General features: G+C 66.7%; 12 protein-coding genes. 3 read left to right on the top strand and 9 right to left on the bottom strand.

The window, feature by feature from the left end:
* The first annotated feature begins 44 nt into the window (after positions 1-44).
* Complete coding sequence (locus B7P44_RS18475) at positions 45-1,433, top strand: uracil-xanthine permease family protein (RefSeq protein ID WP_084907074.1); 1,389 nt, start codon at positions 45-47, stop codon at positions 1,431-1,433.
* 326 nt (positions 1,434-1,759) lie between these two features.
* Positions 1,760-2,395 (top strand): LysE family translocator, encoded by a 636-nt coding sequence (locus B7P44_RS18470; protein ID WP_084907072.1) that lies wholly within the window; start codon positions 1,760-1,762, stop codon positions 2,393-2,395.
* Between the two features lie 55 nt (positions 2,396-2,450).
* Here B7P44_RS18470 and B7P44_RS18465 read toward each other — a convergent pair whose 3' ends face one another.
* Genes B7P44_RS18465 through B7P44_RS18430 form a run of 8 tightly spaced genes read right to left on the bottom strand, consistent with a single transcriptional unit; the run spans position 2,451 to position 9,528 of the window.
* Positions 2,451-3,812 carry a TrpB-like pyridoxal phosphate-dependent enzyme gene (locus B7P44_RS18465; protein WP_084907070.1) on the bottom strand — a complete coding sequence of 454 codons (1,362 nt, stop codon included), beginning with the start codon at positions 3,810-3,812 and terminating at the stop codon, positions 2,451-2,453.
* 18 nt (positions 3,813-3,830) lie between these two features.
* Positions 3,831-4,547: a B3/B4 domain-containing protein gene (locus B7P44_RS18460; protein ID WP_084907068.1), complete on the bottom strand. Its 717-nt coding sequence runs from the start codon at positions 4,545-4,547 to the stop codon at positions 3,831-3,833.
* Positions 4,544-4,834, bottom strand: coding sequence for a chorismate mutase (locus B7P44_RS18455; RefSeq protein ID WP_157721077.1), 291 nt, complete (start codon positions 4,832-4,834; stop codon positions 4,544-4,546). The genes B7P44_RS18460 and B7P44_RS18455 overlap by 4 nt, the downstream gene beginning before the upstream one ends.
* A gap of 56 nt (positions 4,835-4,890) precedes the next feature.
* Positions 4,891-5,544 carry a flavodoxin family protein gene (locus B7P44_RS18450; protein WP_084907064.1) on the bottom strand — a complete coding sequence of 218 codons (654 nt, stop codon included), beginning with the start codon at positions 5,542-5,544 and terminating at the stop codon, positions 4,891-4,893.
* Positions 5,545-5,569: 25 nt separating this feature from the next.
* Positions 5,570-6,964 (bottom strand): UbiD family decarboxylase, encoded by a 1,395-nt coding sequence (locus B7P44_RS18445; RefSeq protein ID WP_157721076.1) that lies wholly within the window; start codon positions 6,962-6,964, stop codon positions 5,570-5,572.
* A gap of 15 nt (positions 6,965-6,979) precedes the next feature.
* A complete protein-coding gene (locus B7P44_RS18440; protein WP_084907060.1) occupies positions 6,980-7,333 on the bottom strand; it encodes a cupin domain-containing protein in 354 nt (117 codons plus the stop codon).
* 9 nt (positions 7,334-7,342) lie between these two features.
* On the bottom strand, positions 7,343-7,960 hold the full coding sequence (locus tag B7P44_RS18435; RefSeq protein WP_084907058.1) for an anthranilate synthase component II: 618 nt from the start codon (positions 7,958-7,960) through the stop codon (positions 7,343-7,345).
* A complete protein-coding gene (locus B7P44_RS18430) occupies positions 7,957-9,528 on the bottom strand; it encodes an anthranilate synthase component I family protein (protein WP_162296951.1) in 1,572 nt (523 codons plus the stop codon). Before B7P44_RS18430 ends, B7P44_RS18435 begins: the two co-directional genes overlap by 4 nt.
* A 64-nt stretch (positions 9,529-9,592) precedes the next feature.
* Between B7P44_RS18430 and B7P44_RS18425 the strand changes: the two genes are divergently transcribed.
* Positions 9,593-11,119, top strand: coding sequence for an aminotransferase-like domain-containing protein (locus B7P44_RS18425; protein ID WP_231716773.1), 1,527 nt, complete (start codon positions 9,593-9,595; stop codon positions 11,117-11,119).
* A gap of 109 nt (positions 11,120-11,228) precedes the next feature.
* Here B7P44_RS18425 and B7P44_RS18420 read toward each other — a convergent pair whose 3' ends face one another.
* Positions 11,229-12,533 (bottom strand): MFS transporter, encoded by a 1,305-nt coding sequence (locus B7P44_RS18420; RefSeq protein WP_084907052.1) that lies wholly within the window; start codon positions 12,531-12,533, stop codon positions 11,229-11,231.
* Positions 12,534-12,629 lie beyond the last annotated feature (96 nt).

Genomic DNA, 12,629 nt, shown 5'->3' with positions numbered 1-12,629 from the left:
CCGTTAAAATCCTGCACTTTCCATCCCCGACCGGCCGCTCCGCCATGCAACCCGCCTCCCTCGACCAACCCGCTTCCCACGGCGCCGACGACGCCGAAGCCACACGCGACCTCGTCTACGGCCCCGACGACCGGCCGGCCCCGACCGTCGCGTTCGTGGCCGCCCTGCAGCACCTGCTGGCGATCCTGGTGCCGATCGTCACGCCCGGCCTGCTGATCTGCCAGGCCCTCGGCGTGCCCAGCCGCGACACGACGCTGATCGTGTCGATGTCGCTGGTGATCTCCGGCATCGCGACCTTCGTCCAGTGCCGGCGCTTCGGCCCGCTCGGCGCGGGCCTGCTGATCGTCCAGGGCACCAGCTTCAACTTCGTCGGCCCGCTGATCGCCGGCGGCAGCCTGATGGTCAAGCAAGGCACCCCGGTCGAGACCGTGATGGCCGCCATCTTCGGCGTCGTGATCGCCGGCTCGTTCGTCGAGATGGGCGTGTCGCGCATCCTGCCGTTCATCAAGCGCCTCATCACGCCGCTGGTCACCGGCATCGTGGTGCTGCTGATCGGCCTCACGCTGATCAAGGTCGGCCTCGTCAGCATGGGCGGCGGCTACGGCGCGATGGCCAAGGGCAATTTCGCCAGCATCGACAACCTGACGCTCTCCGGGCTCGTCCTCGGCACCATCATCCTGCTGAACCGGGTGCCCGTCGTCTGGGTGCGCAGCACCGCGCTCGTCATCGCGCTCGCGGTCGGCTATCTCGCGGCCGCGTTCATGGGCCGGCTCGACTTCACCGGCGCGCGCGAAGCCGCGCTGTTCCAGATTCCGACCCCGCTGCACTTCGGCCTGAGCTTCTCGTGGTCGCTGTTCGTGCCGATGCTGATCATCTACCTCGTCACGTCGCTCGAAGCGATCGGCGACGTCACCGCCACCAGCAAGATCTCGAAGCAGCCCGTCGAAGGCCCGCTATGGATGCAGCGCATCAAGGGCGGCGTGCTGGTCAACGGCGCCAACTCGCTGCTGGCCGGCATGTTCAATACCTTTCCCAGCTCCGTGTTCGCGCAGAACAACGGCGTGATCCAGCTCACCGGCATCGCGAGCCGTCACGTCGGCCTCTGGATCGCGGGCATGCTCGTCGTGCTGGGCCTGTTCCCGCCGGTGGCCGGCGTGCTGCAGGCCGTGCCCGAGCCCGTGCTCGGCGGCGCCGCGATGGTGATGTTCGGCGCGGTGGCCGCGTCCGGCATCAACATCCTCGCCGGCATCCGGCTGGACCGCCGCGCGCTGCTGATCATCGCGGTGTCGCTGGCCCTCGGCCTCGGCGTGTCGCAGGTGCCGGAGATCCTCGCCAGCCTGCCGCACGCGCTCAAGAACGTGCTGGAATCGGGCGTCGCGACGGGCGGCATCTGCGCGCTGGTGATGAACTGGTTCCTGCCCGAGAAGAAGTGACGCAGTGATGGCGCGGCCCGGGCAACGGGCCGCGCCGATCGACGCGATCGTCGCGTCGAATTCGGCCGCTTGCGGATCGCTTGCGGTCGCCTCCCTCTCGATGACGCTGGCACAGCCGGATCGGCGCAAGCGCTCTCCCTCTCCATCCGCTCCATCGCCTGCCGACACGCTTCAAGCGCTCGCCGCTTCCGCGCGATGACGTAGCCGCAGCCGCCCGTCGTCACGCCGCCGTGCAACGCCACACCACGAGAACCCGAAATTCGACGACAATATTCCGCTGCCGAATCTGCTGAACGACGTTTGTCCATCCATTTCGGAGCCGAAACTTGGATTCAACGACACTTCTGCTGTACGTGGTTGCGGTCTCTGCCGTCACCATCACCCCCGGTCCCACGATGCTGCTGGCGCTGAACAACGGCGCGACGCGCGGCCTGCGTGTCGCCGCCTATGGCATCGCCGGCGCCGCCTTGTCCGATCTGATCCTGATCGGCGCCGTGGGCTGCGGCCTGGGCGCGATCCTGCAAGCATCGGAACAATTGTTTGCCGCCGTGAAATGGGTAGGCGCCGCCTACCTGCTGTATCTCGCGTGGGCGCTCTGGCGTGCGCCGGCGATGCTCGCCCAGCCCGACATCACCGAGACGATCGCGGCATCCGACGGCTGGTCCGCATTCAGGCGTTCGCTGCTGGTCGCGCTATCCAATCCCAAGGGCCTGCTGTTCTTCTCCGCGTTCCTGCCGCAGTTCATTCAGGCCCGCGCGGCAGTCACCCCCCAGTACATCACGCTCGCGATCACGACCGCGTTGATCGATATCGCGCTGATGAGCGTGTACGCGGTCGGCGGTCATCATGCGATGAGGGTGCTGTCCGGGAAGGCGCTGCAATGGCTCAACCGCGGCTGCGCCGGCATGCTGGCGGGCCTGGCGGTTGCGCTCAGCCTGTATCGGCGCGGCGCGGGAAGCTGAACGTTCGCGCATGACAACGCGCCGGCCATGCGGCCGGCGCGTCATCGACGCAGCATCACGACACGGTCGGCAGGCTGGCGAGCGCCGCAGCCAGTTCGGTTTCGTCGTAGGCCTGGTCCGTCAGCTTCTGCGCGTTGAAGGTCTGGTAGGCGTTCATATCGAAGTGGCCGTGCCCCGACAGGTTGAACAGAATCGCCTCCGGCCGGCCTTCGCGCTTGCACCGCAACGCTTCATGAATGGCGCCGGCGATCGCATGGTTCGCCTCCGGCGCCGGGATGATGCCCTCGCATCGCGCAAACAGCTGTCCTGCGCCGAAGCACTCGGTCTGCTGGAACGCCATCGCCTCGATGAGGCCGAGTTCGCGCAGGTGCGACACCATCGGCGCCATGCCGTGATAGCGCAACCCGCCGGCATGAACGCCCGGCGGCGTGAACGTCGAGCCCAGCGTATGCATCTTCGCAAGCGGCGTAATGCCGGCCGTGTCGCCGAAGTCATACGCGTAGCGCCCGCGCGTCAATGACGGACATGCGGCCGGCTCGGCGGCGACGTAGCGGCGGGACCGTCCGCCGCGCAGCTGCACGCCCAGGAACGGAAACACGAGGCCCGCGAAATTGGAACCGCCTCCGGTGCACGCAACGATCACGTCAGGATCGTCGCCCGCCATTTCCATCTGCATCAGCGCTTCCTGCCCGATGATCGTCTGGTGAAGCAGCACGTGATTCAGGACCGACCCGAGCGCATACCGCGCGTCGTCCGTCGTCACCGCCGCTTCGACCGCCTCGGAAATCGCGATGCCCAACGACCCCGGATGATCGGGCTGAGTCGACAGCACGTTGCGGCCGAACTCGGTCAGCGTCGACGGCGACGCCACGCAGCGCGCGCCGTAGGTTTCCATGACCGCCCGGCGATAAGGTTTCTGATCGAACGACACGCGCACCTGGAACACCGTGACGTCCAGCCCGAAAAGCTGGCCGGCGAACGCGAGCGACGTTCCCCACTGGCCGGCGCCGGTCTCCGTCACCAGCCGTTTCACGCCGGCCTGCTTGTTGTACCAGGCCTGCGGTATCGCCGAATTGGGCTTGTGGGAGCCGGCCGGCGACACGCCTTCGTATTTGTAGTAGATCCGCGCCGGCGTATCGAGCGCCCGCTCCAGCCGATGCGCGCGCATGAGCGGGGACGGCCGCCACAGACGATAGATATCGCGCACGGCCTCGGGAATCGGAATATCCCGCTCGACCGACAGTTCCTGCTCGACGATTGCCGGCGGAAACAGCCGTGCGAGATCGTCCGCCTGCACGGGCTGCCGGGTGTCGGGGTGAAGCATCGGCGGCATCGGCTTCGGCAAGTCCGCGGCGAGGTTGTACCACGTATGCGGAAGCCGCGATTCATCAAGGATAAAGCGAGTGGTCTGAGTCATTTGATCGTTCCGAAAACTTCAGGGATAGGAAAACCCGGCAGTCAGCGCATCGCCGGCAAGCATCCGGCTTGCGCACGTCGCGCCCGGCCAGTGCGTGTGGATGGCGTAGCTCAGCGCCTCCGACAGGGCGAGCAGATCGCGCTCCCCCTCCGGATGCAACGCTTCAGCGATGACGAACGCACGCGTCGTCGACGGCGATATCGCGGACAGGCCGCTCTGCCGATGCGACCATTTGCGCGCATGCGCACGGTTCGCCTCGTCCTCGAACGTCACTTCGCCGGCGGGCACGACGGACACCACGCCGTCGAACCCGTCGTATTCCGACCGGCCGGACGCGTAGCCCACTTCGAGCCGCCCGTCGATGCGGTCGATGTCGAGTCCGGCGACCGGCACCGCGAACCGGGCGGACAACGCATTGCAGAGCGTGACGAACGGGTGCAATCCGGTGGTGAATGCGTCGCTGGCGCGCAGCCGCCGCAGAATCGATTCGGCCGCCATCCGGAACTTGGTCGGGTCGACGCCGGTTTTCCGGTAGGCGGCGCGCCAGTGGCGGACAGACTCGAGCTGACTTTCCGATCCGTGCCGCTGCAGCTGTTCGCGCGCGATCGCCAGATTGCGCTCCACCGTGTCGCTGACGACCGGCTCCGCGGAAATGCCGTCGACCATGCACACGAGCGAGGACAAGCCGGGAAAATCGGCGGCCAGCGCGTCGGAGTAGCGAAAGCCGCGCATCATGAGTTCGCCAGCCCCTTCTCGCGCAGTTGAAGCTCGGTGAGCGCCTCGATGATGAAGCGGTAGATCGCGACGATCGTGTCGACGTCGCCGTCGGCCTGGCGCACCCGCGCCGCCACGGCGTCGAGCACCTGCTGCACCCGGTCGCAGCCGCGAATCTCGTCGACGGAGTGCTTGTATCGCGACGCTTCCAGCGCGAGCGAGATGCGTTTCGCGAGCAACGGCACGATCTGATCGTCGATGCCGTCGATTTGCCGGCGGATGTCCGCCAACTGTTCTGCTGCGTGCATGTGAATCCCTCCAGAAATGAGATGAATGCGTGCGGGGAAAAATCGGTGCGGGTGGCCTACGCCGCACGCTCGTTGACGGTGTCCAGAACGAGGCATTGCGCGCGCAGCGCCGCGGGCGTCGCGCGCAGCAGGCGCGCCATGCCGGTCATGCGCGCGATCATCGAACGGACCGACGCAAGGCCTTCGCGGTCCTGCATGCCGGCTCCCGGCGAACCGCCGTGGATGACGACCGGATACCCGCTGCCGACGAGAATCATCCGGTTGAGCAGGAAATTGCTGACGAGCTGGTGGAATACCGTTTCGTGCGCATAGCGCCGGCCCGTGACGACGGCGCCCGCGACCTTGTTGGCCAGCGGCCGCTCGAAGCGCAGGTAGCCGACGCCCGCCCGTTCGATGAAGATCTGCATCGGATGCGCCATGCCGTAGCCGTGCACGGGCACCGCGTACACGATGCCGTCGGCTTTGCGCAGCCGCGCGATGATCGCGGGCATGTCGTCGTCCTGCTCGCACGCCGACGTGCGCGTATTGCATTCGCCGCACGCGCCGCACGGCGCAATCCGGTGTTCGCGCAGGCGCACGATGTCGATCGTGCAGCCCTCGTCGGCCAGCAGCGCGCCGATGTGCTCGGCCACTTGCTCGGTGTTCCCCGAGGCGCGCTCCGAGCCGGTGACAATGGTGAAATGCAGCGGATTCGATTCAGGTGGGTTCATGTTCTTGTCCAGTCGGTCAAAGCCTTTACCAGGTGCGCCGGAATCGCTGCGCAAGCGCCACCGGCGCGGTCAGGTCCAGCAGATATTTGTCGGTCACGCATGCGGATGCGTCGAGATAGCCGATGCCTTGCGACGGATCGAGCGGAAAGCCGGCAACGCGCGTCTGCATGTAGAGGTCGCGGCTCGGCTGAAAACGCGTCGCCGCCGCCCAGAGCACGTCTTCGGGAGAGTGAATGTCGATATCCTCGTCGACGATCCAGATCGCCTTGACGAGCGCGTGCCGCTCGATGACCGCGCGACGGATCCGCTCCATCGCACCGGGCGTGTCGCGGTGCTTGCGGACGCGCAGCACGAGGATCAGTTGCCCGCCGCCCGCCGACAGGTAGTGCGCGTCGAGCAGCGTCGCATCCTCCGGCGCCAGTTGGCTCAGGTGACGGAGCATGCCGGCCTCGGCGGGCAACGCGAGCAGCTCCGACTGCTCCTTTCCGGGGCCGAGAAACGCCTGAAAGATCGCGTCACGCCGATGAAACACCGCGCTGACCTCGACCACCGGAAGCGACGCGCGCGCTTCGCCCATATAGCCCAGGAATTCGGGCATCGCGAAGCGGTTGGCCGCGTTCGCATATTCGTCCGCCGTGTCCGCCAGCAGCGTTCCCTCGATCACGATCTCGCTGCGGGCGAAGCAGAACGTGTCGTTCGTCGCGCAGCGCGCAAGCTCGAGCGGTGCGCCGAGCATCGCGCCCGCCGCTTCGATCTCGCCGCTTCCCGGCTCGACGAACGGCGCGCTCAGGCTCGACGTCAGGTACACGGCCGGCGGCGCGCCGATATTGATCGACACGGGCAGCGTCCGCCCTGCGTCGAGCGCCTTCCGGTACAGCCGGTCGAGATCGCGTCCGGGAAAAATCCAGATCGTCAGGCGCGAATCGTCGAGCACACGCATCCGGTGAATCGACACGCTCGCGAAACCGCTGTCGGGGTCGCCTGCGCAGACGATGCCGGCCGTCAGGTAAGGCCCGGCATCGACGGCGGTGGTGGTCGGGACCGGCAGCGCGCGCAGCCGCTCCGGCGCCTGGCGCTCGCGACACGGCGGCGCGTCGCGCCATTCGGGCGCGACGCGCGAGCCGAGCAGTTGCGCGAAGTGCCGCGCCCCGCCCCCCGGCTCCGCGCCGAGCAGCCATTCGTTGCGCGCGCGCGAGCCGAACAATCCCATCAGCACCGGCATGCGTCCGTTCCCGCCGGCGTAGAGCACGACAGGCTCGTCGCCGCTGCGGGAACTGCCCGGCGACGTCGCGAAATGCGCGCGATAGTGGGCGGCGATTTCGACGCGCGGGTCGAGCCCGGCGTCGATCTCCACCACGGAGCCGCCGCGCGCGCGACAGGCATCGAGTGCGTCCCGCAGCGAGCGGGACGGGAGCGTCATGGTGGATGGCATGGGTTATCGCTGCGCCTGATCGCCCTGGTCGTCGACGACGAACACGAGCGTTTGGCCGTCGGCCGCGCCCCTGGACCGATGACGCACGCCGTCCGGGATCGAAAATACCGTGCCCGGCCGGCACTCGAAGGTTCGGTCGTCGAAGATGATCGTGAAGCACCCCTCGAAAACGAACCCCTGGTGACCCACCGTGCACCAGTGCGCCTCATCGAAGCCGGCGGGCAGCTCGAGCAGGCGCAAGCGCTTGCCGTTGGAAAAGAAGGTCTTGACGCGGCCGTCCGCGCCGGGTTTGCTCCAGCTCGCCCAAGGCGCGCTTTCCGTGTCGAAGGAAACGTCGTCGTACGAAACAGTGTTCATCGGGTCGCTCTACGAATGGGTTGATGATGCGGTTGAGAATGGCGCGTCGGCGCCCAGGTAGTACTCGAAGAAACTGCTGAAGATCGACATGCCGTTCTCGGTGGAAATGCTCTCCGGATGGAATTGCACCCCTTCGATCGGATAGCGCCGATGGCGCACGCCCATCACCTCGTTGTCGTCGAGCGCATGCGCGCTGACGACCAGCGGGTCGGGCACGCTGTCGCGCGCGATCACGAGCGAGTGGTAGCGGGTCGCCGAGAACGGCTTGCCCGACGTCTTGGCGAAGACGCCCGTCCCGTCATTGGCGACGACGCTCGTCTTGCCGTGCATGCAGGTGCCTGCCCGCACGACCTCCCCGCCATAGGCGAGGCCGATCGCCTGATGGCCCAGGCACACGCCCATGACCGGCACGCGCCCTTCGAGTGCGCGGATCATCTGCGGGTAGCCCGCGTCTTCCGGGCGGCCCGGCCCGGGCCCCAGCACCACCGCGGACGGCGGCTCGGCCAGCAGGCGATCGATGCGCGGATCGTCGCATCGCAGCACGCGGGTCTGCAGGCCCATCGTCCGGAGATACAAGTCGATGACGTATACGAAACTGTCGTAAGCATCCACAAGTGCGACGTTCATGCCACGAGCTCCTGTCCCGTCAGAATGCGATAAGCCAGCCGCATCTTGGCCAGCGTTTCGAGCCATTCCCGCTCCGGCTCCGAATCGAACACCACGCCCGCGCTCGCCCTCAACCGGTATTCGCCGTCGATCCGGCAAGCCATCCGAATGCACAGCGCCATGTTCATCCCGCCCCGGAAATCGATCAGGCCGATCGCGCCGGCATATTGGCCGCGCGGCGACGCTTCCAGTTGCTCGATGATCTCCATGGCCCTGATCTTCGGCGCCCCCACCATGGTCCCGGCGGGAAACGTCGCGCGCAGGACATCCACGGCGTCGCATCCGGCCCGCAGCTCGCCGGTCACGGTGGAAACCAGGTGATAGAGAGACGGAAACTCCTCCATCGCCATCAGGCTCGGAACGTCGAGCGAACCGGGTTCGCACAGGCGTCCGATGTCATTGCGGCACAGATCGACCAGCATCACGTGTTCCGCGTTCTCCTTCACGGACGCACACAATTCGCGCCGCAGCGTATCCCCGTCGACGGCCGGCGATTTCGCCAGCGTGCCGGCGATCGGCCGCATCGACAGGCGACGCCCTTCGAGCCGAACGTAGTTCTCGGGACTCGCGCCCACCAGCGTCATGTCGTCGACCTGATGCAGGAACATGTATGGCGACGGGTTCTGCGCCCTGAGATGCGCGTAGAGCGACACCGGGTCCATGCCGGTCCTGACGCGGATCTCGTGGCCGAGCTGCACCTGGTAGATGTCGCCCGCATGGATATGGTCCAGCGCGGTCCGGCAGGCGTCGAGATAGCGTTCCTTCGTCGTCGAGAACCGGATGCCGGACGCCTCCGGCGCGGCGGGCCGAAACGGCGGCGCAGCCGTGAGCAGCTGTCGAAGCGACGGAATGTCGGGTTCGCCGAAGCCGGGGCCATAGTTCACGTGAAGCGCGACCCTGTCGCGATGAAACGCCACCACGTGCTGGTACAGATCGAGGCGAACGAGTGTCGCGTTCGTGCGCGGCAACCGGCGCGGCAGGCGCTCGATCAGCGCCGCCGTGTCGTAATCGAGCCGCACGACGAAGCCGGCCGCGAATTCGTCCGTGGTGGTTGCGACGCGATAGCTGGAAAACAGGAACGCGCGCATCAGGCGCCACAACTGGTCCGGGGAATCGAGGTCCGCGCGGCCGTCGGGATCGAATCGGGGCGCGTCCGGCAGGGTCTCGGCGGTGTGCGTCAAATGCCCCCTAATTTCGGGAGCCGCGTCGATATTGACCGAATCCGCAGTGAAGCGGATGGACGCAATTCGTCGTATCGCGACGAAAGACTGCTTGCAATCGATTTCGGGGCCGCTGACCGATTCGGCCAGGAATACGTGTTCCGCGCCGAATCGCTCTACAGCCATGCGATATACGCTGAATGGATCGACGTCAGGTGCTGCCTTGATTCGGATGGTTTCGGTCTGGATGGTGAGCATCGTTAATAATGCGGTCGTTTGGCAGCACCCCGTGTAATGGACTCGAAATGTTCGGGGTTGCCGGACAAAGGCGCTAGGCACACGGGAGATAAACTCGCGTATGTACAACACGGCCGGCCGGCGTTCTGTACTGGTTCCGGATCCGGGTATCTGTACTGATTGAAGCGGATTGAAAATGACGCGCCACGTCACATTAACGATTCGCAAGTATGGGTATTCGAGTTGCGGCATATCAAATAAAGAGAATCGCCCGATGCAAGAAAATCCAAAACGAAACCAGCCCCTTTATTTGCAACTGGCTCATCAGATCGAATCGGCAATCCGGCTAGGCACATACGCCAGCGGCGATCGCCTGCCTTCGTTGCGAAAGTGTGCGAAGGAACACGCGGTATCGCTGTCGACGGTACTGGAGGCGTACAGGAATCTCGAGGACGCGCGGCTGATCGAGTCCCGGCCGAAAGCGGGGCATTACGTTGCACAACGCTCGCGCGAGCTGCCGGAGCCCGAGGCAAGCCCGCCCCCCGCGTTGTCGGCCGCGGTCGAGGCGGCAACGCTCATCGAAACGATGATGTACTCGGCCAGCGCGCCGAACCTCGTGTCGTTCGGATCGGGCTATCCGTCGAGCGGGCTGATGCAGTCCGACAAGACGAGGCGCGCGGTGCTGCGCGCCATCCAGCGCAGCGGCACCTCGCTGGCGCGCTACCCGACGCCGCCCGGCGAGGACGCGCTGCGCAAGGCGATCGCCCGGCGCACGCTCGCGATGGGATGCACGCTCGATCCTCGCGAGATCGTGCTGACGACCGGCACGACCGAATCCGTCAGCCTCTGCCTGATGGCCTTGTCGAAACCCGGGGACACGATTGCAGTGGAATCGCCGACGTCGTTCGGCTTCCTGCGGATACTGGACGCGCTCGGGCTGCGCGTCCTGGAGATCCCCGCTCACCCTCGCGACGGTCTTTCCGTCGATGCGCTGGCGTTGGCGTTGCGCACGTGCCAGGTGAGTGCGGTGCTGGCGACGCCGACGCTGTCGAATCCGATGGGCACCTGCATGCCGCTCGCGGAACGCGAGCGCCTGGCGCAGCTGCTGGCGAACCACGGGGTTCCGATGATCGAGGACGTGATCTACAGCGACCTCGTCACGGGCGATGCCTATTCCCGCGCGGTGAGGTCGTTCGACGCGGACGGCTGGGTGCTGCCGTGCGGCTCCTATTCGAAGACGATCGCCCCGGGCTTGCGCGTCGGCTGGCTGCACGCCGGGCGCTTTGCGGCCAGGGTAAGGATGCTGAAATCGGCGACGTCGGGCGGCAACTGCTCGCTCAACGAGCTCGCGCTGGCCGAACTGTTGACGGAATCCAGCTACAACCGCCGGCTCCGCCAGTTGCACAAGGCGAACAGCAACAGCGTCGGCGACGCCCGCCGGATCATTGCCCGCGCGTTTCCGACCGGCACGCGCATGACCGACCCGGTCGGCGGATCGATGTTGTGGGTCGAACTGCCGGGCAAGCTGGATTCGTTGACCCTGTTCAAGGCCTGCCTCGAAGAACAGATCCTGATCGCTCCCGGGACGATGTTCAGCGCGTCGGACACCTATCGGAACTGCATCCGGATCAGCCTGCCGGGACCGTGGAGCGCCGAGCATCGGCGCGCGCTGGAGCGCGTCGGCGAAATCGCCGGCCAGATGCTGGCCGACGCGCAGGCCTGATCGCGACGGCCGTGCCGCGCTGAATCAGGACGGCCGCCCGAACGGCCGCCGCCGCGCATCGGTCGACGATGCGCGGCGGCAAGGTCGCGACGCCTTCCGCCGCGCCCGCTCATCCCGCGCCATCCGGCACCAGCAGATCGATCCGCCGCATGCGCGGATGGGCGAACATGCACGCGCACAGCAGCACGCTCGTCGCGCCCACCGCGACGAACAGCAGCGCGACGCCGCCGCCCTTGCCGATCCCGAACCACGCGTTCGCCGCCTGCGCGAACGGCCCGCCCGCCGACAGCGCGGGCTCCAGCACACGATCGACGACGAACCCGCCCACCGCGACGACGACCGTCATCGTCGCGATCATCAGCATGCTGACGAACGACAGCACGCTGGCCTTGTTGCGCGCCGGGATCTTGCGCATCCACAGCGCGTTGCAGCACCCCTCGGCGACGCTGCCCACCGCCAGCGCGACGAACGCGATCGCGCAGTACGCCGACGTGTCCGACACGAGGCCGATCGACAGCATGCACAGCGACAGCACCGCATCCGCGCACACGACGATCAGCATCAGGCGCTGCGGATTGGTCGTCGCGATGAGGAGCGACATGCCGGCGAGCCCGCCGATCGCGGCTGACGTGTAGACGAGCCCGAGCTGCGCGCTCGAATGATTCGAGAGCACGAGCGGCGCGATCATCATCGTCGCGAGCGAGAGCAGCGCGCTCTGGATCATCACGTACCCGAGCAGCCCGAGCATCAGCGGCTCCGCTTCGAAGAAGCGCAGCGCGCTCGCGATGCCCGACAGCACGTCGCGCAGCAGCGGCCGCTTCGCGCGGGCCGGCTCGGCGGACGCCGTGCCGAGATGCGCAAGCGCCCTGAACACGCACAGCATCGCCGCGAGGTTCGCGAAGAAATGGATCGCGAATACCGCGTTCAGGCCGGCGCCGCCCATGATGATCCCGCCGAGCAGCGGCGCGACGAGCGTCGACACGTTCTTGCCGATGCCCATCAGGCCGTTCGCGCGAGTCAGCGCGCCGTTCTCGACAATTGAATGGATCGATGCCTGACAGGAAGGTGTCCGAAATGCGCCGACCGCCGACGCGCACGCGTTGAACGCGTAAAGATGTACCGGCTGCAGCTTGCCTGCGAACAACAGCGCGAGCAGCAGCAGCGTCAGCAACGCGAGCGCCGCGTTGGCCGACACGATGATGAGCTTGCGGTCGATCCGGTCGGCCAGGCCGCCCGCGAACGGCAGGATCAGCACCGACGGCAGCGTCGCGGCGATCACCGTATTCGAAAAGGCCGTCACCGAGCCGGAATGCCGATAGACCCACACGCCGAGTGCGAACGACATCAGCGCGGCGGCGAATTGCATCGACGATTCGCCCAGCCAGAAAAAAAAGAAACGACGACCCGGCGACATGCATTCCTTCCCGGTTTGAGCGCGATGAAGCTCACGCGGCGCGAACGCGCCGGATTCGACGTTCGTGCGGCAGCCGCGCGAACAGGCCTGCCGGAT

The organism is Burkholderia ubonensis subsp. mesacidophila, from assembly GCF_002097715.1.
In the GTDB taxonomy this organism is placed as follows: domain Bacteria; phylum Pseudomonadota; class Gammaproteobacteria; order Burkholderiales; family Burkholderiaceae; genus Burkholderia; species Burkholderia mesacidophila.
Note: the sequence above shows the minus strand (reverse complement) of the source record. Positions and strands in the feature narration are given on the sequence as shown.

What these genes read in the sequence shown, in the direction of transcription:
- B7P44_RS18460 (WP_084907068.1), bottom strand. Translation starts at nt 4,547, where the DNA reads ATGATGCGCGGCTTTCGCTACTCCGACGCGCTGGCCGCCGATTTTCCC.
- B7P44_RS18450 (WP_084907064.1), bottom strand. Translation starts at nt 5,544, where the DNA reads ATGAACCCACCTGAATCGAATCCGCTGCATTTCACCATTGTCACCGGC.
- B7P44_RS18475 (WP_084907074.1), top strand. Translation starts at nt 45, where the DNA reads ATGCAACCCGCCTCCCTCGACCAACCCGCTTCCCACGGCGCCGACGAC.
- B7P44_RS18425 (WP_231716773.1), top strand. Translation starts at nt 9,593, where the DNA reads ATGACGCGCCACGTCACATTAACGATTCGCAAGTATGGGTATTCGAGT.
- B7P44_RS18445 (WP_157721076.1), bottom strand. Translation starts at nt 6,964, where the DNA reads ATGACGCTCCCGTCCCGCTCGCTGCGGGACGCACTCGATGCCTGTCGC.
- B7P44_RS18440 (WP_084907060.1), bottom strand. Translation starts at nt 7,333, where the DNA reads ATGAACACTGTTTCGTACGACGACGTTTCCTTCGACACGGAAAGCGCG.
- B7P44_RS18465 (WP_084907070.1), bottom strand. Translation starts at nt 3,812, where the DNA reads ATGACTCAGACCACTCGCTTTATCCTTGATGAATCGCGGCTTCCGCAT.
- B7P44_RS18455 (WP_157721077.1), bottom strand. Translation starts at nt 4,834, where the DNA reads ATGCACGCAGCAGAACAGTTGGCGGACATCCGCCGGCAAATCGACGGC.
- B7P44_RS18420 (WP_084907052.1), bottom strand. Translation starts at nt 12,533, where the DNA reads ATGTCGCCGGGTCGTCGTTTCTTTTTTTTCTGGCTGGGCGAATCGTCG.
- B7P44_RS18435 (WP_084907058.1), bottom strand. Translation starts at nt 7,960, where the DNA reads ATGAACGTCGCACTTGTGGATGCTTACGACAGTTTCGTATACGTCATC.